The organism is Xanthomonas sp. SI (genome assembly GCF_014236855.1).
Lineage (GTDB): Bacteria > Pseudomonadota > Gammaproteobacteria > Xanthomonadales > Xanthomonadaceae > Xanthomonas_A.
On sequence record NZ_CP051261.1, the window covers coordinates 687,586 to 713,198 of the forward strand.

At 66.5% G+C, this 25,613-nt stretch carries 18 protein-coding genes; 10 read left to right on the forward strand and 8 right to left on the reverse strand.

Annotation, left to right across the window (positions count from 1 at the left end):
- Positions 1–21: 21 nt before the first annotated feature.
- Complete coding sequence (dtd, locus tag HEP75_RS03035) at positions 22–462, forward strand: D-aminoacyl-tRNA deacylase (protein WP_185825395.1); 441 nt, start codon at positions 22–24, stop codon at positions 460–462.
- A 111-nt stretch (positions 463–573) separates the two neighbouring features.
- Positions 574–2,433, forward strand: a complete 1,860-nt coding sequence (gene rpoD, locus HEP75_RS03040) for an RNA polymerase sigma factor RpoD (protein WP_185815134.1) — start codon at positions 574–576, stop codon at positions 2,431–2,433.
- Between the two features lie 256 nt (positions 2,434–2,689).
- Here rpoD and HEP75_RS03045 read toward each other — a convergent pair whose 3' ends face one another.
- From HEP75_RS03045 to HEP75_RS03055, 3 genes are all read right to left on the reverse strand, one after another.
- Positions 2,690–3,976, reverse strand: a complete 1,287-nt coding sequence (locus tag HEP75_RS03045) for an AGE family epimerase/isomerase (RefSeq protein ID WP_185825396.1) — start codon at positions 3,974–3,976, stop codon at positions 2,690–2,692.
- A gap of 91 nt (positions 3,977–4,067) precedes the next feature.
- Complete coding sequence (locus tag HEP75_RS03050) at positions 4,068–5,372, reverse strand: sugar MFS transporter (RefSeq protein ID WP_185825397.1); 1,305 nt, start codon at positions 5,370–5,372, stop codon at positions 4,068–4,070.
- Positions 5,369–6,418 carry a LacI family DNA-binding transcriptional regulator gene (locus HEP75_RS03055; RefSeq protein ID WP_185825398.1) on the reverse strand — a complete coding sequence of 350 codons (1,050 nt, stop codon included), beginning with the start codon at positions 6,416–6,418 and terminating at the stop codon, positions 5,369–5,371. The genes HEP75_RS03050 and HEP75_RS03055 overlap by 4 nt, the downstream gene beginning before the upstream one ends.
- 133 nt (positions 6,419–6,551) lie before the next feature.
- On the opposite strand from HEP75_RS03055, the gene HEP75_RS03060 reads away from it, so the two are divergent.
- Positions 6,552–8,936 (forward strand): GH92 family glycosyl hydrolase, encoded by a 2,385-nt coding sequence (locus HEP75_RS03060; protein ID WP_185825399.1) that lies wholly within the window; start codon positions 6,552–6,554, stop codon positions 8,934–8,936.
- Positions 8,937–9,054: 118 nt separating this feature from the next.
- Here HEP75_RS03060 and HEP75_RS03065 read toward each other — a convergent pair whose 3' ends face one another.
- Entirely contained in the window at positions 9,055–9,837 is a 783-nt protein-coding gene (locus tag HEP75_RS03065; RefSeq protein ID WP_185825400.1) for an SDR family oxidoreductase, read from the reverse strand.
- On the reverse strand, positions 9,834–10,163 hold the full coding sequence (locus tag HEP75_RS03070; RefSeq protein WP_185825401.1) for a nuclear transport factor 2 family protein: 330 nt from the start codon (positions 10,161–10,163) through the stop codon (positions 9,834–9,836). The genes HEP75_RS03065 and HEP75_RS03070 overlap by 4 nt, the downstream gene beginning before the upstream one ends.
- Before the next feature lie 22 nt (positions 10,164–10,185).
- Here HEP75_RS03070 and HEP75_RS03075 point away from each other — a divergent pair, with 22 nt between their 5' ends.
- The 4 genes from HEP75_RS03075 to glgB all read left to right on the forward strand — a co-directional run bounded on the left by HEP75_RS03075 (position 10,186) and on the right by glgB (position 20,544).
- Positions 10,186–11,178: a LysR family transcriptional regulator gene (locus tag HEP75_RS03075; protein WP_255423978.1), complete on the forward strand. Its 993-nt coding sequence runs from the start codon at positions 10,186–10,188 to the stop codon at positions 11,176–11,178.
- Positions 11,179–11,930: 752 nt separating this feature from the next.
- Positions 11,931–15,005 (forward strand): maltotransferase domain-containing protein, encoded by a 3,075-nt coding sequence (locus tag HEP75_RS03080; protein WP_255424067.1) that lies wholly within the window; start codon positions 11,931–11,933, stop codon positions 15,003–15,005.
- A complete protein-coding gene (gene treS, locus HEP75_RS03085) occupies positions 15,002–18,361 on the forward strand; it encodes a maltose alpha-D-glucosyltransferase (RefSeq protein WP_185825404.1) in 3,360 nt (1,119 codons plus the stop codon). The genes HEP75_RS03080 and treS overlap by 4 nt, the downstream gene beginning before the upstream one ends.
- Positions 18,358–20,544, forward strand: coding sequence for a 1,4-alpha-glucan branching protein GlgB (gene glgB / locus HEP75_RS03090; protein ID WP_185825405.1), 2,187 nt, complete (start codon positions 18,358–18,360; stop codon positions 20,542–20,544). Before treS ends, glgB begins: the two co-directional genes overlap by 4 nt.
- Positions 20,545–20,718: 174 nt before the next feature.
- On the opposite strand, the gene HEP75_RS03095 is transcribed toward glgB, so the two are convergent.
- From HEP75_RS03095 to HEP75_RS03105, 3 genes are all read right to left on the reverse strand, one after another.
- On the reverse strand, positions 20,719–21,585 hold the full coding sequence (locus HEP75_RS03095) for a hypothetical protein (RefSeq protein ID WP_185825406.1): 867 nt from the start codon (positions 21,583–21,585) through the stop codon (positions 20,719–20,721).
- A gap of 1,387 nt (positions 21,586–22,972) precedes the next feature.
- Complete coding sequence (locus tag HEP75_RS03100; RefSeq protein WP_185825407.1) at positions 22,973–23,263, reverse strand: hypothetical protein; 291 nt, start codon at positions 23,261–23,263, stop codon at positions 22,973–22,975.
- Entirely contained in the window at positions 23,263–23,766 is a 504-nt protein-coding gene (locus HEP75_RS03105) for a hypothetical protein (protein WP_185825408.1), read from the reverse strand. Before HEP75_RS03105 ends, HEP75_RS03100 begins: the two co-directional genes overlap by 1 nt.
- Positions 23,767–24,213: 447 nt before the next feature.
- Here HEP75_RS03105 and HEP75_RS03110 point away from each other — a divergent pair, with 447 nt between their 5' ends.
- From HEP75_RS03110 to HEP75_RS03120, 3 genes are all read left to right on the forward strand, one after another.
- The gene (locus HEP75_RS03110; protein ID WP_185825409.1) at positions 24,214–24,540 is read left to right on the forward strand and encodes a hypothetical protein; all 327 of its coding nucleotides are present in this window, start codon (positions 24,214–24,216) and stop codon (positions 24,538–24,540) included.
- Positions 24,541–24,626: 86 nt separating this feature from the next.
- Positions 24,627–24,839, forward strand: coding sequence for a DUF4224 domain-containing protein (locus tag HEP75_RS03115; RefSeq protein WP_185825410.1), 213 nt, complete (start codon positions 24,627–24,629; stop codon positions 24,837–24,839).
- A gap of 68 nt (positions 24,840–24,907) precedes the next feature.
- On the forward strand, positions 24,908–25,609 hold the full coding sequence (locus tag HEP75_RS03120) for a hypothetical protein (protein ID WP_185825411.1): 702 nt from the start codon (positions 24,908–24,910) through the stop codon (positions 25,607–25,609).
- The last annotated feature ends 4 nt before the right edge of the window (positions 25,610–25,613 follow it).

The following is a 25,613-nucleotide window of genomic DNA, read 5'->3' on the forward strand; positions in this document are numbered from 1 at the left end:
CCGAGTCCCGAGTCCCCGCCCATGCTCTCCCTGATCCAGCGCGTCAGCCAAGCCGAAGTCCGCGTCGACGATGCGGTGGTCGGTCGCATCGGCCCCGGCCTGCTGGCGCTGGTGGCGGTGGAGCCGGGCGATACCGAGGCCACGTTCCAGCGCATGGCCGAGCGCCTGTTGGGCTACCGCGTGTTCGCCGACGCCAGCGGGCGCATGAACCGCTCGCTGCGCGACACCGAGGGCGGCTTGCTGCTGGTCAGCCAGTTCACCCTGGCCGCCGATACCGATTCGGGAATGCGGCCCAGCTTCACCACCGCGGCGCCGCCGATCGAGGCTGAACGCGGCTTCAACCGATTGCTGGAAATTTGCCGGGAGCGGCATCCGCCGGGGGTGGAAAGCGGGCGCTTCGGTGCCCATATGATCGTCAGCCTGGTCAACGACGGCCCGGTCACTTTCCTGCTTCGGCCCTAGGTCGGGGCGCTCCTGGCGGAGCGATTCAGCTCCTTGTCCGGCAAGCGGCGGTCCGGGCTGTTATAATGCTAGGTTCACTCATTCATCTACCTGCCGGTGGCGCGAGCACTCATGGCCAACGAACGTCCTGCCCAGCAATCCGACATCAAGCTACTGATCAGCAAGGGCCTGGAACAGGGCTATCTGACCTACGCCGAAGTCAATGACCATCTGCCCGACGACCTGGTCGATCCGGAGCAGATCGAAGACATCATCAGCATGATCAACGGCATGGGCATCGACGTCCATGAAGTCGCCCCCGACGCCGAGACCCTGCTGCTCAACGACGGCAACACCGGTAACCGCGAAGTCGACGACACCGCGGCCGAAGAAGCCGCCGCGGCGCTGACCGCACTCGACACCGAAGGTGGTCGCACCACCGACCCGGTGCGCATGTACATGCGCGAGATGGGCACGGTCGAGCTGCTGACCCGCGAAGGCGAAATCGCCATCGCCAAGCGCATCGAGGAAGGCCTCAGCCAGGTCCAGGCCGCGCTGGGCGCGTTCCCGCTGGCGGTGGAGACGCTGCTCGAAGACTACGAACAGCACAAGGAAGGCAAGAAGCGCCTGGCCGAGATCGTGGTCGGCTTCAACGACCTGATCGAAGAAGAGCCGGCGCCGCCGGCGGTGGTCGCCAGCGACGACGATGCCGCCGATGCCGATGCCGACGACGACGACGAGGAAGTCGAAGCCGCCGAGGAAGAGGCCGGCCCGACCGGTCCGGATCCGGCCGAGGTCGCGCGGCGCATGGAAGTGCTGGCCACCGAATACGCCAAGTTCAAGAAGGCGCACGCCAAGAACGGCGCCGAGCACAAGCTGGTCACCAAGCTGCGCACCGACATCGCCGAGGTGTTCGTCACCTTGAAGCTGCCGCTGCCGCTGACCGACGTGCTGGTGCGCAAGCTGCGCGACACCATGGCCCAGGTCAAGGACCACGAGCGTCGCGTGCTGCACCTGGCCACGCACGTGGCGCGGATGCCGCGCAAGGATTTCATCCGTTCCTGGGAAGGCAACCAGACCAACGTGGCCTGGGTCGACGACGCACTGAAGCGCAAGCAGAAGTGGTCCTCGGCGCTGCGCGACGTCAAGGATCAGATCGTCGCCGAGCAGGAAGCCACCGTGGCGGTGGAGCAGGCGACGTACCTGAGCCTGACCGAGCTGAAGGAAATCAGCCGCGCGATGGCCTATGGCGAAGCCAAGGCGCGCAAGGCCAAGAAGGAAATGGTCGAGGCCAACCTGCGTCTGGTGATCTCGATCGCCAAGAAGTACACCAACCGCGGCCTGCAGTTCCTCGACCTGATCCAGGAAGGCAACATCGGCCTGATGAAGGCGGTGGACAAGTTCGAATACCGTCGCGGCTACAAGTTCTCCACGTATGCGACCTGGTGGATCCGCCAGGCCATCACCCGTTCGATCGCCGATCAGGCGCGCACCATCCGTATCCCGGTGCACATGATCGAGACGATCAACAAGTTGAACCGCATTTCCCGGCAGATGCTCCAGCAGTACGGCCGCGAGGCCACGCCGGAGGAGCTGGCCAAGGAAATGGACATGCCGGAGGACAAGATCCGCAAGGTGATGAAGATCGCCAAGGAGCCGATCTCGATGGAAACCCCGATCGGCGACGACGAGGATTCGCATCTGGGCGACTTCATCGAGGACACCAACGTGGAGTCCCCGATCGAGAACACCACCAACATCAACCTGTCCGAGACCGTGCGCGACGTGCTCGCCGGGCTGACCCCGCGCGAGGCCAAGGTGCTGCGCATGCGCTTCGGCATCGACATGAACACCGACCACACCCTCGAGGAAGTCGGCAAGCAGTTCGATGTCACCCGCGAGCGCATCCGCCAGATAGAGGCCAAGGCGTTGCGCAAGCTGCGTCATCCGAGCCGCTCCGAGCAGCTACGCAGCTTCCTCGATATCGACTGATCGAGCGCGGTTCGCGGCAACGAAAAAGCCCCGCCATGTGCGGGGCTTTTTTTGTGGGCGAAGGATTGGTGCCACTTGCTTGCGCTATCGCACCACCTGCGCACGACCGACGCCCGCTGTCGCCCCCTCCCGGCGGGCGACCGACCCCTGTAGGAGCGGCTTCAGCCGCGACAGGGTCTCACCGGTGACACGCTGTCGCGGCTGAAGCCGCTCCTACAGGAACACAGGCGCCGGATCGCCGGCGCCCCGCGTATGCCTACGCGAACGCCTTGCTACCGCGCATCACCGCCAGCACATCGTGGCAGGCGCCCATGGTGTGGTAGTCGGTCTTGCCGGCCGGGCTCTTCTCGTCGCTGTAGCTGCGGTTGTCGCGGCTGAGGATGCGGAACCAGGCGCCGTAGCGATGGTCGACCAGGTGTTCCCACGAATACGCCCACAGCTTGTCGTAGGCGGTGCGGTAGCCGGCATCGCCGCTCGCGGCCAGCAGCCGCGCGGCGGCGGCGATCGCTTCGGCCTGCACCCAGAAATACTTGTCGTCGTCGCAGAAATAGGTCGGGTGCTGCGCCACGTCGGGCACGCCGACCACCGGCTCGGCTTCGGTGCCGGAGGCGAAGCCGTAGACGATGCCGCCGTGCTGCGCGTCCCAGCCGTGCGCCAGCGCGGTGTCGAACAGGTGGCGGGCGGTCGGCAGCAACCAGTCCGGCGCGCTGCCCTCGGCCGCCTGCAGGTGCCCGTGCAGCAGCACCAACAGCTTCGACCATTCGACCTGGTGGCCGGGCTGGAAACCCCACGGCCGGAACAGGTGCTTGGGATTGTCGCGGTTGTAGTCCCAGTCCACCTGCCAGTTCGCGTCGTAGTGTTCCCACACCAGGCCACCGGCCAGCGCGGCTTGGCGGCGGGTGATGTGGTCGGCGAGCAGCAGCGCGCGCTGCAGGTAGCGCGGTTCGGCGCTGGCCTCGTAGGCGGCGATCAGCGCCTCGCACAGGTGCATGTTGGCGTTCTGTCCGCGGTAGCTGGAGAACTGCCACTCGGGCGTGGCTTCGTCGCGATACAGACCGGCGGCGGCGTCCCAGTAGCGGGTTTCCAGCAGCTGCCAGGTCTCGTCCATCCATGCGTCGGTGTCGAGGCCGGCCTTCTTCGCGGTGGCGTAGGCCAGCAGCACGAAGGCGGCGCCATAGGCGTGCTGGGTGCGGTCCTCGGCGACGCCGTCGCGCAGGGTCCACACGTAGCCGCCGCTGGCGGCGTCGCGATGCGTCTCGCGCAGGTAGCGTAGGCCGTGGCGCGCGGCGTCCAGGTACTCGGCGGCCAGCGACGAATCGGCGAACTCGTTCGCCGCCATCGCGTAGTTGAAGACGAAGCGGGTGCTGCTGACCAGGTGGCGATGGCCGGCGTCGTACACGCTGCCGTCGTCGCGGAAATAGTGGAAGAAGCCGCCGGCCGGATCGATCGCGCGCGGATGGTAGAAGGCCATGGTGTCGGCGATATGCGCGCGCAGCACGGCGGCATCGGCGAAGTCGGGCAGGGGCGTGGCAGGCAGGTTCATGCGGTCGCTAGGAGTCATGTGAGTGGGGGAAGGGGGAGGAACAACCGAGCGCAGGCACGGCGGCAGCGTGCCGCCGCGCCCGTCTCGCGCATCAATGCATCGCGCGCGCTACCGGCTTGGCGCCCGGCGCCTCGGCCGGCAGGTTCGCCGACAATCGCGAGCCGCGCAGGCCGTACCAGAGGATGTAGGCGTAGCACAGCAGCGGGATCACGAAGGCGTGCTGGATGCCGACCACGTCGGCCAGCGCGCCCTGCGCCAGCGGCACCAGCGCGCCGCCGACGATGCCCATGATCAGCAGGCTTGAGGCCTTGCTGGTCAGCGGGCCGAGGCGTTCGATGGCCACGGTGAAGATGGTCGGGAACATGATCGAGTTGAACAGGCCGATCGCGATCACGCTCCACATTGCCACGTGGCCGGTGCTGATCATGGTCACGATCAGCAGCAGCGAGGCGACGCCGGCGAAGGCGGCCAGCAGCTTGCGCGCCGGAATCACCTGCAGCAGCGCGGCGCCGGCGAAGCGGCCGACCATCGCGCCGCCCCAGTAGAACGCCAGGTAACGGCTGGCGGTGGCTTCGGTCAGGCCGCCGGTGGTCGGGCCGGAGATGTAGTTGATCAGGAAGCTGCCGATCGACACTTCCGCGCCGACGTACATGAAGATCGCCACCACGCCCCACAGCAGGTGCGACTGTCGCAGCGCATCGCCGAAGCTGTGATGCGACTCGACGCTGCCGGCGTCGTCCTCGCGCAGCGAGGGGATACGCATCACCAGCACGAACACCGCCAGCAGCAACAGGCCGCCGGCCAGCAGCAGATACGGCTCCTGTACCGATTGCGCCTGCGCGCCGCGATAGGCAGCCTGCTCGAGCGCGCTCATCGCCGCGATCTTGTCGGCCGACAGCACCGCGCCGGCCAGGATCAGCGGGCCGATCAGCAGCGGGAAGATGGTGGTGCCCAACGAATTCAGCGCCTGCGCGAAGTTCAGCCGGCTCGGCGCCTTGCTCGGTTCGCCGATCAGGCTGATGTACGGATTGGCCGCCACCTGCAGCAGGGTGATGCCGCTGGCCAGCACGAACAGCGCGGTCAGGAACAGCGGATACGACGGCAGCCGCGCCGCCGGATAGAACATCGCCGCGCCGATCGCCGCGACCACCAGGCCGATGACGATGCTGGCCTTGTAGCCCACGCGCGCCACCACCGCGCCGGCCGGCAGCGACATCAGGAAGTACGCGCCGAAGAAGGTGAACTGGATCAGCATCGACTGCGCGTAGTTCATCTGGAACACGGCTTTCAGATGCGGGATCAGCACATCGTTGAGGCTGGTCAGGCCGCCCCAGGTGAAGAAGATCATGCTGACCACCGCGATGGCGGCAGTGTTGGACAGCGGGCGACGGCTCATGCAGCGACTCCGGGAACGGACGATAAGGCGACCCGGCTGCTGGCACGCAGGCACAGCCGGGACGGGGCGATGGTAAGCGCAGGCAGTGACTGTTGCTGGCGCAGCGCGTCCAGCACCAGCTGCGCGGCCTGCATGCCGCGTTCGCGCGGGGCGACCGCGACGGTGGACAGCGGCGGCGTGGCGACGGCGGCTTCGGCGATGTCGTCGAAGCCGATCAAGGCGTAGTCGCGGCCGGCGTGGCGGCCGCGTTCGGCCAGGCCGCTGGCCAGGCCCAGCGCGACCACGTCGTTGTAGCAGACCAGCGCGGTCGGCAGCGGGTCGCGCGCGCACAGCGCGCCGGCCTGGCGCGCGGCTTCCAGCCGGGTCGGCGCGCATTCGATCAGCCACGCCGGGTCGGCGGCGATGCCGGCGGCGGCCAGCGCGTCGCGGTAGCCGGAGCGGCGTTCGGCGCAGGAACTGGACTGGCGGTGGCCGCCGAAGAACGCGATCGCACGATGGCCCAGCGCCAGCAGGTGTTCGGTGGCCAGGCGCGCGCCGCGGCGGTTGTCCAGCGCCAGCAGCGGCCAGTCGCCGTCCAGCGCGCGGTTGAACAGCAGTACCGGCAGCCGCGTGCCGAGCAACTGGCGCAGCCGCGCCGCGTCGGTGTTCTCGGTCGGCGACAGAATCAGCGCCGCCGGCTGGTGCTCGATCAGCGAGGCCAGCACGCTGTGCTGGCGCTCCGGCGATTCGCCGGTGCTGCCCATCAGCATCACGTAGCCGGCCTCGGCCAGCGCCGCGTCCACGCCGCCGGCGAATTCGGCGAAGAACGGGTTGGCCAGGTCGTTGACCACTAGCGCCACCGCGTTGGAGGCGCGCCCGCGCAGGCTGGCCGCGCCGCGGTGATAGACGTAGCCCTGCCGCGCGATCTCCGCCGCCACCCGCGCGCGCGTGTCCGCATGCACCAGCGGGCTGTTGCGCAGCACCAGCGACACGGTCGCCCGCGACACGCCGCAGGCGGCGGCGATGTCGGACACGGTGACGCGTTTGTCGGCGGGGGACGACGGCACGGCGATTAGACCGGTTCAAAAGGCCGCCCATCCTGCGCCGTCGTGATCGGCTGCGCATTTTGCAGTGCAGCAAAATGCACGGCAGCTTTTGTGGTATCCGTTTCTTGGACCGATTCGACCGGGGAAAGAGGCAATGCCCAACACTTGGACCAAGCGCGCGGCCGTCGCGCTGCTGCTCGCCGCCGCCTGGCCGGCGGCGCACGCCGCCACCAGTTCCGCCGCCGCCAGCCCCGGCGAGCGTGCCGTCGCCGCGGTGGATCCGTTCATCGGCACCGGCGGCGAAGGCCACACCTATCCCGGCGCCACGGTGCCGTTCGGCATGGTCCAGCTGAGCCCGGACACGCGCATCCAGCCGCGCAAGGATGCCTACGGATGGGCCGCCGGTTACCGCTACGACGACCGCAGCCTGGTCGGCTTCTCGCACACCCACTTCTCCGGCACCGGCCATTCCGACCTGGGCGACGTGTTGCTGATGCCGATCAGCGGCGCGGTGCGGCTGGAGCGCGGCGATCCGGACAAGCCCGGCAGCGGCTACAGCTCGCGCTTCCGCCACGACGACGAACGTGCCGAGCCCGGCTACTACGCGGTGACCCTGGACGACTACAAGGTGCGCGCCGAACTCACCGCCAGCGCGCGCGCCGGCGTGCACCGCTACACCTTCCCCAAGGGCCAGCCGGCGCACGTGCTGCTGGACTTGCGCACCAGCATGTACGACTACACCGGCAAGATCAGCTGGTCGCGGCTGCGCGTGCGCGCCGACGGCACCGTCACCGGCTTCCGCGAAACCCGCGGCTGGGCGCCAGGGCGGCAGCTGTACTTCGCGCTGCGCTTCTCGCAGCCGCTGCGCGGCCATGCCTTGCAAAACACCGAGCAGGACATCCCGTACAAGGGCTTCCCGCCACCGGGCGATAACGACCCCGCGCAGCGCGCGCAGATCGAAGGCCGCCAGCTGGTGGCCAGCTTCGACTTCGGCCAGGCCACGCGCGAGCCGCTGCTGGTGAAGGTGTCGATCTCTCCGGTCAGCGAGGACAGCGCCATCGCCAACCTCGATGCCGAGGTGCCGGGCTGGGACTTCGACGGCGTGCGCCGCGCGGCACGCACGCAATGGGCGCAGGCGCTGGGTGCGGTCGAAGTGGACGCGCCGGCAACGCAGCGCACCCAGTTCTACACCGCGCTGTACCACAGCCTGCTCGGCCCCACGCTGTTCATGGACAGCGACGGTCGCTATCGCGGGCCGGACAACGCCGTGCACCAGGCGCAGGGCTACACCAACTACTCGACATTCTCGCTGTGGGATACCTACCGCGCGCTGCATCCGCTGCTGACCTTGGTGCAGCCGCCGCAACGTACCAACGACATCGTCAACTCGCTGCTCGCGCACCGCAAAAACAGTCCGAATGGGGTGCTGCCGGTGTGGTCGTTCCAGGGCCTGGAGACCTGGTGCATGATCGGCTACCACGCCGTGCCGGTGATCGCCGACGCCTACATGAAAGGCATCCGCGGCTACGACACCAACGCCGCGCTGGAGGCGATGGTCGCCAGCGCCGACTACGGCCCCTACGACGGCATCGCGCAATATCGCGAGCTGGGCTACGTGCCGATCGATGAGGAAGGCGAGGCCGCGTCCAAGACCCTGGAATACGCGTTCGACGACTGGACCATCGCGCGCATGGCGCAGGCGATGGGCCGCACCGAGGTGGCCAGCGAATTCGGCAAGCGCGCCGGCAACTGGCAGCATGCCTTCGACGCCGACACCGGCTTCATGCGCGCGCGCAAGCGCGACGGCAGCTTCCGCGAACCGTTCGATCCCAGTGCCAGCGGCTACGGCAGCGACTACACCGAAGGCAACGCCTGGCAGTACTCGTGGTACGTGCCGCAGGACGTGGCCGGCCTGGCCCGCGCGCACGGCGGCGAGGACAAGCTGCTGGCGCGGCTGGACCAGGTGTTCGAGGCCAAGGTCGATCCCAAGGTGTTCGAGCACATGGAAGACATCACCGGCTTGATCGGCTGGTACGCGCACGGCAACGAACCCAGCCACCACGTCGCCTACCTGTACGCCTACGCAGGCCAGCCCTGGCGTACCCAGGCGCGGCTGCAGCAGATCATGCGCAGCCAGTACGCGGCGCGTCCCGACGGGCTGGCCGGCAACGACGACCTGGGGCAGATGTCGGCCTGGTACGTGTTTACCGCGCTGGGTTTCTATCCGGTGGCGCCGGCCAGCAACCAGTACATCATCGGCCGCCCGTTTCTGCCGCACGCGATCCTGGCGCTGCCCAACGGCAAGCGCTTCAGCATCGTCGCCGACGGCCTGGACGACGCGCATCCCTACATCGGCAGCGTCACCCTCAACGGCCGCCCGCTGGACCGCGCCTTCCTGCGCCACGAGGAAATCATGGCCGGCGGCGAACTGCGCTTCACCCTGCAGGCCGAGCCGAACAAGACCTGGGCCGCGGGCGAGGGCGCGGAGCGGGCGTATTCGATGAGCGAAGGCGGGGAAGGCGCGCAGCGGGGGCAGTAAGCGCGGCCCGCCAGTGGGTCGTGCCGAGGTCGTGCAGCGCTGTGCGACCGCAGGGGGCCTACTTGAACATGGGGTTTCCTCTCGAGTGGGTGCGGGCGTCATCCGGCGCCCGTGTGCGTCAGACGGTCGGCACCGTGCCGCCATCGATGGTGTATTCGGCACCGGAGATGGAGGCCGCACGCGGCGAGACCAGGAAGGCGATCAGGTCGGCGACTTCGTCCGGCATGGCGGGGCGCCCCAGCGGAATGCCGCCCAGTGAGTCCATCACCAGCTGTCTGCCGCCGTCGCGATCCGTGCCTGCCTGGGCCGCGACGCGTTCGACCAGCGCCGCGGAGGCTTCCGTGTCGATCCAGCCCGGCGACACGCGCACGACGCGCACGCCCTTGGGGGTGACCTCCTTGGACAGCGCCTTGCTGTAGGTCGACAGCGCCGCCTTCGCCGCCGCGTACGCCATGGTCGCCTCGGGTAGCGGCAACAGGCGCTGGATCGAGGTGACGTGGAGGATCACGCCGGCGCCCTGCGCCAGCATCGCCGGCAGCAATGCGCGGTCCAGCCGCACGGCCGACATCAGATTCAGGTCGAGCGCCCGCGTCCATTGCGTGTCGTCCAGCGCGGCGAAACCGCCCGCCGGCGCCGACGAACCGCCCACCACGTTGACCAGGATGTCGATCCCCCCGAGATGCTGAATCGCCGCATCGGCGGCGCGGCGGGCGCCGTCGGCCGTGGCGAGATCGGCGGCGAGATAGTGGACGCCGGCGACCGCTTGCGCGGGCGGCGAGAGCGCCGTCGCGACCACGCGGGCATCGGCCTGGGTCAGTGCGCGGACCACCGCGGCGCCTGTCCCGCGCGTGCCGCCGGTGACCAGCGCGCGTTGGCCGGCGAGGCGCAGATCGAAGCTCATGGCGCGATCTCCAGCGTGGCGATCCGGCCGCGCTCGAGCGTGAAGACGTAGCGCAGGTCCACCGGACTGCCGGGGAAATCGCCAGCGACGTGTCCGGTCACGATGTAGCGCTGGCCGTCCTGCTGCAGCGTGCGCGGCTCGGTGGTGTAGGTGTAGCGGGTGGAGGTGTCCGCTTTCCAGGCTTCGATCGCCGCTTGCCCTTGATGGGTCTTGCCCTCGTCGCGGACGCTGCCGTTCGGGGTGAAGCAGTGGGCGACGGCCCGGCCGTCCTGGGTGTCCGCCTGGAAGTAGGCGGCGATCGGCTCGGGCAGGTTCAGTGCGTTCATCGGCTTTGTTCCTTCTGGGTCCATGGACGCAGAGTGGCGCGACCGCACCGATAAGAAAATCGCCTACTATCCGATCAAGCTATGTAGAAATGGATGCACAATGCGCGGCGCGGAGTTTGCGGAACTGAAGGCGTTCGTAGCAGTGGTGGAACGCGGCAGCTTCGCCCGCGCGGCCGATCATCTAGGCCTGTCGCGGTCCGCGCTCTCGCAGGTGGTCCGACAACTGGAATCGCGCTTGGGCGTGCGCCTGTTGAACCGGACCACGCGCAGCGTCTCGCCGACCGAACCGGGACAACGCCTGCACGAACGGATCGCACCGATGCTGCGCGAGATGGACGACGCCGTCGCGCAGGCGGTCGGCAGCAACGCGCGCGCCGCCGGCACATTGCGGATCAACACGCTCAGCATGGCGGCGAAGAACGTGATCGCGCCGCGCCTGGGCCGCTTCGCGCGCGCGCATCCGCAGGTGGTGCTCGACATCGTCATCGACGACGGCCTGAGCGACATCGCCGGCGAGGGCTTCGACGCCGGCATTCGCGTCGGCGGACGCCTGCAGAAGGACATGGTGGCGGTGCGTCTCACCCCGGACATCGAACTGCTCGCCGTGGCCTCGCCCGACTACTTGGCGCGGCACGGCGAGCCGAAGACCCCGGCCGACCTGGCGCGTCATGCCTGCATCAACTGGCGCTTTCCCGGCAGCGGCCGGATCGCGGGCTGGGAGTTCCGGAAGAAGGGCAGGAGCACCGAGGTGTTCGGCGAAGGCCAGGTGATCGCCAATCACCAGGACATCGTCGTGCCCGCCGCACTGCAGGGGTTGGGCATCACCTACGCCTACAACGACGACGGCATCGCCGATGCCCTGCGGGACGGCCGCCTCAAGCGCGTGCTGGCCGACTGGTCGCCGACGGCGCCCGGCCTGTATCTCTACTACTCAAGCCGCCGCTACATGCTTCCGGCATTGCGTGCGTTCATCGACTGCCTGCTCGATCGGGACCTGGGCCAGCTCGGAACATGATCGACAGCGGAGGGCGGTAGCGTCGGATCGCCTGGTTCTCGAACCGGCCATGAGTGCCACGGTCGTCATCGACCCCGCCTGTGGCATCGCTACTCGCTGCGTTGCGCCCGTTCCCGGTTTCGATCGGCCTTGGCTGGCTTGCCTCGCGCTCGGTAGGCGAGCGTGATCGGCACTGCCGCTCTACGCTTGAGGTGGCGTAGTCGGGTCGGTCGGACGACATCCTTATATCGGCCACGCCGCCCGCAACGGCCAGCACGCCGGCGCCATCATGCGCACACCTATGGTGCGACGGCAGTAACGTCACGGTGAGCAGCCAGTGGCGAGCGCGTGAACGCTTGATGACGTTAAGACGTTCGCGTCGCCGCAGGTGCGCCACGGTTTCTTCGCAAATGCCCGGGCGGCGGCGTTTTGGCGCCGATGCCGCACTTCGCCGTCGCGCATGCCTCGTGTGCCGATGTATGCGCCTGCTTAATGCCATGAACACATTTCATTGGCATCGGCTGTGGTCTTGTGGCGCCTGTCGCATCGCATCGAGCGGCATTGGCGCCACGGCGCCGAATCCGATTGCGGATGCGGCACATCGTGCAGGCGCATTCCGTCTCCGTCTTGTGCGACGTCTGATTCCTACCGCCGATGGCGATCGCTGCGGTCTGGATCGTGCACTCCTCATTGACGCCGAACGGGATATCCGAATGCATGTCTGCCTGCTGTCCCCCTTGAGCAACCTCGATACGGCCGCGCTGGAGGCGGCCATGGCGGCCGCACAGGCCAACGGTTGCGACCACGTGATCTTGCCCAACCCGTTCGCGCAGGACCCGCAAGGGCGGCTGGCGGACCCGGCCGCCGACGATGCCGACGGCGACGCGCAATTGCAGCAGTGGCTGGCGCTGGCGCAGAAACACGGCCTGAAGCTGTTGGTCGATCTGCGCATCGACGAGATCGGCGGCGGCAGCCGCCTGCTGCAGGAACATCCGCACTGGTTCCGCGCGCGCACCTCGGCGCTGCCGGATCCGCGCACGCAGCGCGGCACACCCGAGATCGCCCAGGGCCGCTTCGCCTATGCGGAAGAGGGCGCGGGCCTGGCGCAATGGTGGAGCGTGCGCCTGCGCGACTGGCTGCGCAGCGGCCTGGCCGGCTTCCGCGTGCTGCAGCCGCAGCGCGTGCCGGCCACGTTGTGGCGCAGCCTGATCGCCGACGTGCAGGCGCAGGTGCCCGAGGCGACCTTCCTGGCCTGGACCCCCGGCCTGGGCCTGGAGGCCTTGCGCGGACTGCACGGCGCCGGCTTCGATGCGGCGTTCTCGTCGCTGGCCTGGTGGGACGGACGCGGCAGCTGGTTCTTCGACGAAGACGTGGCGCTGCGCAGCCTGGCGCGTCGCGTCGTCGCCACCATCGATCCCGATGCGCCGAGCGAAGCGCAGCCGCCGTTGCGGCGCGCGCAACGCGCCCGGTTGGCGTCCGCGTTCGGCGATGCCTGGGCGATCGCCGAACCCACCGTCCTGCCGGCACCGATGGACACCGACGCCGACGAAGCGCAGGCGCTCCCGGCTGAGGCCACGCACGACCTGCGCCTGCGTCCGCTGCTGCGCGACGGCGCGCTGACCGCGGTCGCGGTGGAACCGCTCGGCGCCGCGCCGTGGCTGGTGCTGCTCAACAGCGACCACGATCATCTGCTACCGGTACCGGGATCTGCCTTGCTACGCCTGCTCGGCGACAGCGAATCCCTGCTCAGCGACCAGGGCGAACCGATCCAGGGCGACCAGGGCGGCACCCTGGAAGCGGGCGAAGTCCGCGTCTACCGTAGCGTGCCGGCGCGTCCGGTGCTGGCCGCCGCGCGCGCGCGCACGCCGGCCGATGTCGCCGCCGCGGCGGCGCGGATCTGCATTGAGACGGTGACGCCCTCGGTGGACGATGGCCGCTTCCCGGTCAAGCGCACCGTCGGCGACCGCATCTGCGTGGAAGCCGATGCGTTCTGCGATGGCCACGACCGCATTGCGGTGGCCTTGCTGTGGCGCGCCGCCGATGCACGCACCTGGTCCACCGCGCCGATGCGCGCGTTGGGTAACGACCGCTGGCGCGGCGAATTCCCGCTGGAACGGCTGGGCCGCTACGAGTTCCGGATCGAGGCCTGGCGCGACGTGTTCGCCACCACCCACGCCGACCTGGAAAAGAAGCGCGCCGCCGGGACCTTGCTGCCGGTGGACGTGCAGGAAGCGCTGGCCCAGGTCGAGGCGGCGCGCGCGCGCAGCCGCGGCGCGCTGGCCGCGCGATTGAAGGCGATCGTCGCTCGCATCATGCGCAGCGAGGGCCTCTCGGCAACTGCGGAAATCCTGCTCGAACCCGGCACCGCCGAGGCCATGGCGCGCGCCGACGACAAGCCGTTCCGCACCGAATACCCGATGACCTTCCGCGTCGAGGCCGAGCGCCGCGGTGCGCATTTCTCCAGTTGGTACGAACTGTTCCCGCGTTCGCAGAGCGGCGACCTCGCGCGCCACGGCACCTTCGACGATGTGATCGCGCGCCTGCCGCATATCCGCGCGATGGGCTTCGACGTGCTGTACATGCCGCCGATCCATCCGATCGGCGAGAAGAACCGCAAGGGCTGCAACAACGCGGTCAACGCGCAACCTGGCGAGCCCGGCAGCCCATACGCGATCGGTTCGGCCGACGGTGGGCATACCGAGGTGCATGCAGAACTCGGCGGTCTGGAAGGCTTCCGCCGGCTGCGCGCCGCCGCCGCCGCGCAGGGCCTGGAACTGGCGCTGGATTTCGCGATCCAATGCGCGCCGGACCATCCGTGGCTGCGCGAACATCCGGACTGGTTCACCTGGCGTGCCGACGGCTCGATCCCGTACGCGGAGAATCCGCCGAAGAAATACCAGGACATCGTCAACGTCGATTTCTACGCCAGCGGTGCCGTGCCGGAGCTATGGAACGCGCTGCGCGACGCGGTGCTGTTCTGGGTCAACGAAGGCGTCCACCTGTTCCGCGTCGACAATCCGCACACCAAGCCGTTCCCGTTCTGGGAATGGCTGATCGCGGAAGTGCGCGGCCGCCATCCCCAAGTCGTGTTCCTGTCCGAAGCCTTCACCCGGCCCAAGCCGATGTACCGGCTGGCCAAGGTCGGCTTCTCGCAGTCCTACACCTACTTCACCTGGCGCCAGCACAAGACCGAACTGCAGGCCTACATCGAAGAACTCAACGCCGGCACGCCGCGTGAGTGCTTCCGTCCGCATTTCTTCGTCAACACACCGGACATCAACCCGGTGTTCCTGCAACAGAGCGGCCGCGGCGGCCACCTGATCCGCGCCGCGCTGGCGACCACGCTGTCGGGCCTGTGGGGCATGTACCAGGGCTTCGAACTGTGCGAGGCCACGCCGCTGGCGCCGGGCAAGGAGGAATACCTGGATTCGGAGAAATATCAGTTGCGCGTGTGGCCCGAGCGCACGCCCGGCGACATCGTCGATGAGATCACCCGCCTCAACCTGCTACGCCGCCAGCACCCGGAACTGCAGTCGCACCTGGGCACGCGCTTCTATCTCGCGCACAACGACCAGGTGCTGTACTTCGGCAAGTTCCTCGACGAAGCGCACCTGGCGCGCAGCCGCAGCCTGGTGCTGGTGGCGATCAGCCTGGACCCGCATAGCGCGCAAGACGCACAGATCGAAGTGCCGCTGTGGGAACTGGGCCTGCCCGACCATGCCAGCGTCGCCGTGCAGGACCTGTGGGACGGCCACGCCTTCGCCTGGCACGGCAAACAGCAAACCATTCGCCTCGATCCGTCGCGGCCGTTTTCCCTATGGCGTATCCGCGCCGGAGCCACTTCATGAATGCTGCAGTTCCCTTGTCCGCCGATAGCGAGGCAAGCCCGCTCGCGCACGATGCACTCTGGTACAAGGACGCGATCATCTACCAGGTGCACGTCAAGTCGTTCTTCGACTCCAACGACGATGGCATCGGCGATTTCCCCGGCCTGATCTCCAAGCTCGACTACATCGCCGACCTCGGCGTGGACACCATCTGGCTGCTGCCGTTCTATCCCAGCCCGCGCCGCGACGACGGCTACGACATCGCCGAATACATGGCCGTGCATCCGGACTACGGCAGCATCGCCGACTTCGAACGGCTGGTGGCGCAGGCGCACGCGCGCGGCATCCGCATCGTCACCGAACTGGTGATCAACCACACCTCCGACCAGCATTCCTGGTTCCAGCGTGCGCGCAACGCGCCGGCCGGCTCGCCGGAACGCGACTTCTACGTGTGGTCCGACAGCGACCAGGACTACGCCGGCACCCGCATCATCTTCTGCGACACCGAGAACTCCAACTGGACCTGGGACCCGGTCGCCGGCCAATACTTCTGGCACCGCTTCTATTCGCACCAGCCCGACCTCAACTTCGACAACCCGGCCGTGCTGGAAGCGGTGCTGGAAGTGATGCGCTTCTGGCTCGACCTGGGCGTGGACGGCCTGCGCCTGGACGCGGTGCCGTACCTGATCGAGCGCGACGGCACCTCCAACGAGAACCTGCCTGAAACCCACGCCATCCTGCGCCGCATCCGCGCCACGCTTGACGCCGAATATCCCGACCGCATGCTGCTGGCCGAGGCCAACATGTGGCCGGAAGACACCCAGCAGTACTTCGGCGAGAACGCCGACGAATGCCACATGGCGTTCCACTTCCCGCTGATGCCGCGCATGTACATGGCCATCGCGCGCGAAGACCGCTTCCCGATCACCGACATCATGCGCCAGACCCCGGAAATCCCGGAGAGCTGCCAGTGGGCGATCTTCCTGCGCAATCACGACGAGCTGACCCTGGAAATGGTCACCGACTCGGAGCGCGACTACCTGTGGCAGACCTACGCCGCCGACCGCCGTGCGCGCATCAACTTAGGCATTCGCCGGCGCCTGGCGCCGCTGCTCGAACGCGACCGCCGCCGCATCGAACTGATGACCTCGCTGCTGCTGACCATGCCCGGCACCCCGGTGCTGTACTACGGCGACGAGATCGGCATGGGCGACAACATCCACCTTGGCGATCGCGATGGCGTGCGCACGCCGATGCAGTGGTCGATCGACCGCAACGGCGGGTTCTCGCGCGCCGATCCAGCCGCGCTGGTGCTGCCGCCGATCATGGACCCGCTGTACGGCTTCCAGGCGGTCAACGTCGAAGCGCAGCAGCGCGACCAGCATTCGCTGCTGACCTGGACCCGGCGCATCCTGTCGGTGCGCAAGCGCTACCGCGCCTTCGGCCGCGGCACGCTGCGCTTTCTGTATCCCGGCAACCGCCGCCTGCTCGCCTACCTGCGCTGCCACGAGGACGAGACCGTGCTGTGCGTGGCCAACCTGTCGCACACGCTGCAGGCGGTGGAGCTGGACCTGTCCGAATTCGAAGGCCGCGTGCCGGTGGACATCATCGGCGGCGGCAGCTTCCCGCCGATCGGGCGTCTGACCTACCTGCTCACCGTGCCGGCGTTCGGTTTCTACGCGTTCCAACTGGTCGGCAACGCTACCCTGCCGGATTGGCACGTGCCCGCGCCGATGCCGCTGCCCGATTATCAGACCCTGGTGCTGCGCGGCGCAGTCGATGCCGATGCGTTGCTGCCGCACCTGGGCACGCTGGAGCGCGACATCCTGCCGACCTGGCTGTCCACGCGGCGCTGGTTCGCGGCCAAGGACCGCGCCTTGCGTAGCGTACGCATCGCCCGCCGCACCCCGCTGCCCGGCACCGACGCCTTGACCATGCTGGAGATCGAAGCGGAGCTGGAGCACGGCGAATACGAACGCTACATGCTGCCGCTGGGCATCGTCTGGGACCGCGAACAACCCAGCGTGCTCGCCGAACAGCTGGCGCTGGCGCGGGTGCGGCACGGCCGTGAAGTCGGCTATCTCACCGATGGCTTCGCGCTGAAATCGCTGACCCGCACCACGCTTGCCGCATTGCGCGAAGGCGCGGTGCTGTCGGTCGATGGCGAGACCCACGCCGGTGCCGATGCCGCGCCCGAACAGATCCGCTTCTGCCCCACGCCGGCGCTGGCCGCGGTCGAGATCGCCGACGACGCCGAGATCCGCTGGCTGTCGGCCGAGCAGAGCAACAGCTCGCTGATCGTCGGCGACAAGGCGGTGTTCAAACTGCTGCGCCGTGTCTCCGCCGGCGCCAACCCCGAGATCGAACTCGGCGAGCGGCTGACCGCGATCGGTTACGCGAACGCGGCGCCACTGTTCGGCCACGTCACCCGCGTCGACGCGCAGGGCGTGGAAACCACCCTGGCCCTGCTGCAAGGCTTCGTGCGCAACCAGGGCGACGCCTGGCGCTGGACCCTGGATCACCTGGCGCGCGGCGCCGAGGAATACGCCGCCGCGCAGGACGATGCCGCGCGCGAGGAGAGCGTGGCCGGCTACGATGCCTTCGCCGCCGTGGTCGGGCGGCGCCTGGCCGAACTGCACGACGTGCTGGCGCAACCCACCAATGCCGCCGCGTTCGCGCCGCAACCGGTGGATGCGGCGGCCGCACGGCAGGTGGTCGCCGGCGTGGAGCACGAGGTGCAGGCGATGTGGGACACCTTGGCTGCGCATCGCGACAGCAGCGAGGACGGCGCCGAGCGCGCCGTGGTGGACGCATTGCTGGCCGAACGCCCGCGCCTGGACGCCTGGTTGCAACAGGCGCCGGCCCTGCTCGATGGCGCACTGCTGACCCGCGTGCACGGCGATTTCCACCTCGGCCAGATCCTGGTCGCGTTCGACGACGTGGTGCTGATCGACTTCGAAGGCGAGCCGGCCAAGTCGCTGGACGAACGCCGCGCCAAGGCCAGCCCGCTGCACGACGTGGCCGGCTTCCTGCGCTCGCTCGATTACGCCAGCGAAGTCTCCGCACGCGGCGAAGAGGGCACCGCCGCACGCGCCGGGGTCGGCCTGGACACCGCGCTGGACGCCTTCCTGTCCGCATTCCGTAGCCGCGCCAGCGCCACCTTCCTGTCGGCCTACCGCCAGGTGCTCGACGCCAGCCCGCATCCGTGGGTCGCGCCGGCCGCCTTCGAAACCACCACCCTGTTGTTCCTGATCGAAAAGGCCAGCTATGAAATTCGCTACGAGGCCGCCAACCGCCCGGCCTGGATCATGGTGCCGATACAGGGATTGCTGCGCATACTCGAACGCTTTCCCGCGCCACAGGAGGCGATTCGATGAGTGATGTCGGCCACACCTGGGACGAGGCAACGCTGCGCGCGTTCGCCAACGCCCGCCACGGCGATCCGTTCGCCGTGCTCGGTGCGCACCGCATCGGCGACGCGCGCGTGCTGCGCAGCCACCTGCCCGGGGCCGAAGCGGTCACCGCGGTGCTCGACGACGGCCGCGAAGTGCCGCTGCAGGAAGGCCCCAGCCCCGGCTTCTTCGCCGCCACGCTGCCCGACGATAGCCGCTACCGGCTGCGCATCCGCTGGCCCGGCGGCGAGCAGGAAACCGAGGACGCCTATGCGTTCGGCCCGCAGCTCAGCGACTTCGACCTGCACCTGATTGCCGAAGGCCACCACCTGCAGCTGGCCGACGCACTCGGCGCCAACGTGGTCGAAGTGGACGGCGTGCGCGGCACCCGTTTCGCGGTGTGGGCGCCCAACGCCACCCGCGTGGCGGTGATCGGCGACTTCAACACCTGGGACCCGCGCCGCCACCCGATGCGCCTGCGCCACCAGGCCGGCGTGTGGGAACTGTTCGTGCCCGGCGTCGAGGCCGGCGCGCACTACAAGTACGCCCTGCGCGGCCCGCGTGGCGAAGACCTGCCGGCGAAGGCCGACCCGGTCGCGCGCCGCGCCGAACTGGCGCCCGGCACCGCTTCGATCGTGCCCGATCCCACCCCGTTCCAGTGGCGCGACGACGCCTGGATGGCCGCGCGTGCGCGCCGCCACAGCCCCAACGCACCGCTGAGCGTGTACGAGATCCACGCCGGTTCGTGGATGCACGCCGACGACGGCAGCATGCTCGACTGGGACGCCCTGGCCGACCGCCTGATCCCCTACGTCGCCGACATGGGCTTCACCCATATCGAACTGATGCCGGTCACCGAACACCCGTTCGGCGGCTCCTGGGGCTACCAGCCGCTGGGCCTGTTCGCGCCCACCGCGCGCTTCGGCTCGCCCGATGGCTTCGCCCGCTTCGTCGACCGCTGCCACCGCGAAGACATCGGCGTCATCGTCGATTGGGTGCCGGCGCATTTCCCCACCGACGCGCACGGCCTGGCCCATTTCGACGGCACCTCGCTGTACGAACACGCCGACCCGCGCGAAGGCTTCCACCGCGACTGGAACACGCTCATCTACAACCACGGCCGGCGCGAAGTCTCCGGCTTCCTGATCGCCAGCGCCCTGGAATTCCTGCAGCGCTACCACGTGGACGGCCTGCGCGTGGACGCCGTCGCGTCCATGCTGTATCGCGACTACAGCCGCAACGCCGGCGAGTGGGTGCCCAACATCCACGGCGGCCGCGAGAACTACGAAACCATCGCCTTCCTGCGCCGGCTCAATCAGGTCGTGGCCGAACACGCCCCGGGCGCCATCACCATCGCCGAAGAATCCACCGCCTGGCCGGGCGTTACAGCGGATCTGGCGCACGGCGGCCTGGGCTTCAACTACAAGTGGAACATGGGCTGGATGCACGACAGCCTGCACTACATCGAACTGGACCCGATCTACCGCCGCTACCACCACGGCGAACTGACCTTCAGCATGGTCTACGCGTATTCCGAGCGCTTCATGCTGCCCATCTCCCACGACGAAGTGGTGCACGGCAAACGCTCTCTGCTCGGGCGCATGCCCGGCGACGACTGGCAGCGCTTCGCCAACCTGCGCGCCTACCTCGGCTACATGTACACCCACCCCGGGCGCAAGTTGCTGTTCATGGGCTGCGAAATCGCCCAGCCCACCGAGTGGAACCACGACGCCGCGCTGCCCTGGCACCTGCTCGACGACCCGCGCCACCGCGGCATCCAGCGTCTGGTCCGCGACCTCAACCGCCTGTACGCCGAACACCCCGCGTTGCACGCCCGCGACGACGACCCCGACGGCTTCGCCTGGGTCATCGGCGACGACGCCGGCAACAGCCTGTTCGCCTACCTGCGCACCGCCCAGGGCAGCGACGCCCCGCTGCTGGTGGTGGCCAACCTCACCCCGCTGGTGCACCACGGCTACCGCATCGGCGTGCCTCGCGGCGGCCGCTGGCGCGAACTGCTGAACTCCGATGCGGAAATCTACGGCGGCAGCAACACCGGCAACGGCGGCAGCGTACGCACCGAGGCCATCGGCGCCCATGGGCACCCGGCCTCGCTGTCGCTGACCATCCCGCCGTTGGGGGTGCTGGTGTTGGGGTTGGAGGATTGAGGGGAGGGCGGTTGTGCGTGCCCGGCTGATGGAGCGTCAATGACCGCATTGCTTGTCGATGCGGTCGTTGCCACCCTAACTGAGCATTGACGGCGGGAATCCAGCGCAGTATCGGTCACGAACGAGCTGCCGCCGCCGCGGAAGTTAAAGTAAAATCATTTGCTTGCGCGATCGTCAAAGTTCGTCAGATCGTCTCTGTTGCTCACGCGCCATTTCAAAAGCGCGCTTAGCGGCTTCGTGATTTTCTTTTTCCATTTGTTTCTTGCGCATTTCCTTGGCTCTCTCCAATGCAGTTTCCAAGTATCTAGAAGACTGGCTAGGAGGTGCGGTTCTACTGGCGAGCCTTCGATTCAGCGAACGTAGGCGCTCTTCATAGGTCTTCTCCTGCTGCTCGAGAAGGCCAACGCGCTCCCTGAGAGCAGCCGCATCCTGAGCATCATCCGCAGCCCTGGCAAGCTCCTTCTGTGCAGACTCAAGCTGCGTTCTTACTACGTCACGCTGCTCTTCTGCTTCCGTGATTCGTCCTATGAGGGAGCTAAGATCCGCGGTCGGTACGATGTCCGCCCAAGTTTCCATTGCGCTCGCAGCTTCTTCCTGGATGCGCTTGCAGAACTCAATAGCCTCTTCGTAATTTCGTTCGGTTACATCTGGATTTGATTCTATGTGTTTGCGATGGTTTCGAAATTTGTGCAGCCGCCGCTCGAAGGCTGCGGTCTGCACTAGCATGAGCTTAAGGCCTCTCACTGCTACCGTGCCCCGAGCCGTCAATACATTCTGCCCTCGCGCCTCAGCAATCAGTTCTGTAACGCGCGCGCCAAGCACGCCTGATGATACTGCTAGCAATATTTGGATGAGCGCATTTACGCCGCTTTTTAGTTGTTGCTGTCCGATCACAAAGAGTACGATCGAAGCCACTAGCAACATTAGCGTCCATGGCTCGACGATCAAGTTGCGAAATCTCCGCCATTGTTCTAATACGGTAAGATTAATTGCAGCTCCAGAAGCCAGCGTTTTTGCGGCACTCTCGTTTGCGCTTGCCATTGCCCCCTCCTTCCTTGCCTAGGCCACTCAGGCCCCCCACGCTTAGTCTAGTGCCTTTATTAGCTCTACTGCGACGTTATCGCTTCGCCTTGCAGTTCGCTCCCTCGTCGTCGTACGTTGTCTGGTGCGTGAGATCGACAGTCCAAGTAGTGGCGAGCTTGCTGTTGGCATAGATGCTTGCCGTGGCAGAATCGCTTACCGGGATTGGGGGGGGGGGGATGGGCATGCTCGATGGTGTGAGCGAGTGCTGGTGGCTGAGCACGACCTGCGTGGTGAACTGGGACGCCTGGGCGGCGATTGGAACCGTTGCGGCTGTATGGGTGGCATTGATGGCCTCCGGGGCGGAATGGAGGCGACTGCGGCGTGAGCGAAAAGAGCGAGCCATGTGGCTCCGGGAGGAGCTGAGGCAACCGGTGCACCGATGGCATGTCGCGGCTGCTGGTGCTCTTGGCTTAGTGAAATTGGGCCAAGACCACAACCTCCAGCAGCTTCTGACAAAGGAGAATGATCTCCGATATCCATTGCATGTACCTGAAGCCGTAGTGACTTTGCGTCCGTCGCTGCACGACATGGGCGGCCTCGGCATCAAGTTGGCGCGGGCTGTCGGACTTGCCCGCCGGCTTCAGCAGTGCGATATCCTTGGTGTGCTACGGCAGCAGTACAATAAGGACAGGGACGCGGCTAGTGTCCGCATTGAGTTTCGAGAGGATCTCTCGTCGCTGGTGGCCATACTCGTTGTTCTGGATGCAGCACTGCAGCTTCCTGAGAGCAAGAGCGCAAGGCGCACACATCCTCGCCGAAGGTTCCTGCAGTTTTTGAGGTAGGACCGCTAGCATGTCTGTCTTCGCGAGGATCTCCCATGAGGAACAGGGGTTGGGGGGGAGATCGGACGAGTGATGTCCGGCGGGCTATCTCGTAGTCAGTTGCTATCGTTACGCTGCAGCCTGTCGACGTCCTTTTTTGTCGATCGTGCAGGCAAGACACGGCACCGCCGCAGACGTTAAACTAACGCACGACTCGGCGCACGCGGGCCAGAGGCCCCAAGTTGGCGGCCATCGCCTCGCCCGCTTGCCCCAGACGCGTCCGGGCCTATAGCTCAACGGTTAGAGCAGAGGACTCATAATCCGGTTCGGCTGAGTTTCCGGGAGCCGTCGATACGCTCCAAAATTCCTTGAAATAGGCTGTTTTCGCGAATATCAGCGCGCCTTCGATTTCCGATTTCCACGGTGAAACTCTGGGAATTTCCGGCATCATTACACCGGAACTACACGCGGCTTTCTCGAGCATTTGCGCGACAGGGACGCCAGTGCATCTCATGCAAGTTGCGCGGACCGAGTTGACGCAGTCCAACGCAGCACCAGGCAAAGAAAACCCCGCCGGAGCGGGGTCAGATTGGCCGACGATCGATTTCCTTATGAATTGCCACGCGCAGGAAAACCGCGATCGATCCATCAAGGTGAAACGTAGCCTGGTACATCTTGCCACTGGAAGTCACATCGATCTTGTAGATCTTCGGCTTGAAGCCGGAGAGATCGTGCAGCCGCAGTCGGCTCGCCGCGGGGTGCGTGAGGAGCGTCGGAATCCTCTCGCGAAAAGCAGCCTTCACCTCTTCAGGGAGAGAAACGAAGTCTCTCTGAAAGGAATCCTTCCCCAGTTGAACCCCTGTGATCTTCAGCATCACATGCGTTCGAGATAGGCCTTTATTTCGTCGGCATTGGAAAGCACAGGCCCAGCATCGCCAGCATCGCGCAACGCGTTGTGATGGAGCAACGCCATTCTGTAGTCTTCAACCACTTCATGAAGATCGCACAGTGCGGAAATGGCTGCGCGATACGCATCATGTACACCATCATCCGCTCGCAACTGCCGATCACGATTGGCAGACTTCAGGCCGGCCTTCAGATTTCCGGAGTAGCCAATGAGTCCATCGCTCATGCGGTTGATCGATTCCAGGATCTCATCTTCCGGGACCACGCTGTCCACGCTGGCGAGCGACTTCAACATTCCGCACACCATGTCATTGACGAACACGAAGACCTTGCGCTTTTGCTCAAGCGCTGAACAGGTCTGATTGATGTCGCGAAGGAGGCCTAGGTCGCGGACCTGAGCAGCAGCAAACTGGCTGAAAGCGAGTTGCTCTTCGGCACTACTGCTGAAGGCTTGGCTGGCAGCGCACTTCATTGCTTGTTTCCTTAAGTACAGTGGGGGCGAGTCTACATCAACGTTCGGTTGATAGTTGACATTTAAGCGGAGTGGTGTATGCCGTAGACGGAAGGTCTATCCGCCCGAGTTCCGCCTGCACTTCGACATCTACTTCATCGGCCGAGTTCCCCATTTCTTGATACATCAATGGCTTGCGCCATGGCCGAAAGTGCCGGCGGCCGACGGGAGGGTAAAGAAGGCTGAACGGTCTTCCTGAATAACCTACATCGGGGTTAGGGAAACCCTTACCGCCCCCGGGTTGAAGCCCTGATTTCGCCGTGGAGCCTGGTTGGGCATCCTGGCATCACCGGACGCGGGGCCAGTACGGCCGCTCAACCCGCGGGCCTTGAGCAAGCCCAGGCCGGCACCATGACCGCTTCAGCCACCCGTCTCGGCCGGTGCGACGCCGCCCAGTAGCATGCCGACATGGAGCTGCCTGACGAATTCGCATGGGATACGACGAACCAGTGGGGTCAGGACTGGCTGAAGTGCGCGGGTCGGATCGTCGCCGGTGTGAGCCAGACCGCGATTCGCGGCGTCTGGATCGCGAACGTGAACAGGCATGACGAGAACGTGACCTCTCACCCTCACGCCTACTTCCGCAGCCGCCGCGCCGCGATGCGGTCGGTCGAGCGATGGGCAAGCGCTCACGCATCGAGGTTGCGTTGCGAGATTGCGACGGGTGCCGCGCCGAAGGCCGGGCCGCCGGCTACCAGGGATGAGAAGCGGTTGGCGAGGGCAATGCGCGGGTGATCACCATGGCGGCCGGCCGGTGCATTGCTGCCGTCGCATAGATCGCTCACGATGCATGCTCGTTCTCGATCCTGCTGAGGTGTGGAATGGAGCTGGGCTTGTGCCTGTCACGCGACGAGATCCAAGAGTTCACGCGTACCCCGATCAGGGCAAAGCAACTGGAGTTCCTACGGCGGAATGGCATCCGGCATTACCTGGACAACAACGGTCGACCGGTAGTGCTTCGTGCTGCGATCGGTGCTGATCCGATCACTCCGACGCCTGAGCCGGCCTGGAAGCCGAACAAGGCTCTTCCCTAGACGCGCGCCCTCCGCGGCGCGGCCGACGTTCGCTAGAATCCGGCCAAACCCCAGGACGGAGCAGCGCCATGAAGGACAGCAGTACCAGACCATTCACGCTCGTGCCTTGGGCGATTGGTTTCCTCTTGGGGGGAGGGCTGGTATTGGGCCTCACCTGGCCGATGTGGGGCGTCCTCCCGGGTTGGTTAAAAGATCCCGCCGGTCCAGCCTGGATGCAGGCTGTCGGCAGCATTGCGGCAATTCTCATCGCAGTAGCGGTGCCGGCCGCTCAGCATTGGTTATCTGCCCAGACGAGGCGCCGTGAGGCTGCAGACCGTGCGCGCAGTCTTGGCCTCCTGCTTCTTCCGCACATAAAGGCGTTCGCCGAAAGTAACAACGAAGTCTGGGAACACGAGCATCCAGATCACGATGTGACCAACCATGGTGACAACGCTTGCTTTCTTGGTGAGCGAACTCGATCAGCGCTCGCAATTCCCGAAGGGATCATCAGGGAGGTCGGCCGCCTGCATGAGCTTGCAGGTGCCGCCGAAGGCATCCAGCGCGCCATCTACAACATTGAGAGCGCGCGCGAACTCCTGACTCAGAAAGAATTTGTGCTGCACGAGAATGCCCTCTTCGGCGATACCGTCGAGTACCGAACGCTGGTCTTCGACAAGAAAGAGTTCTACGACTTGTTGTGGGATGCACTCTCCGGAATAACCAGTGCGTTGAACCAGATCGAATCGTTCTTCAAGCATGGCAGCCGTCTAGCCGCATCGCAGGAGACTTAGCATC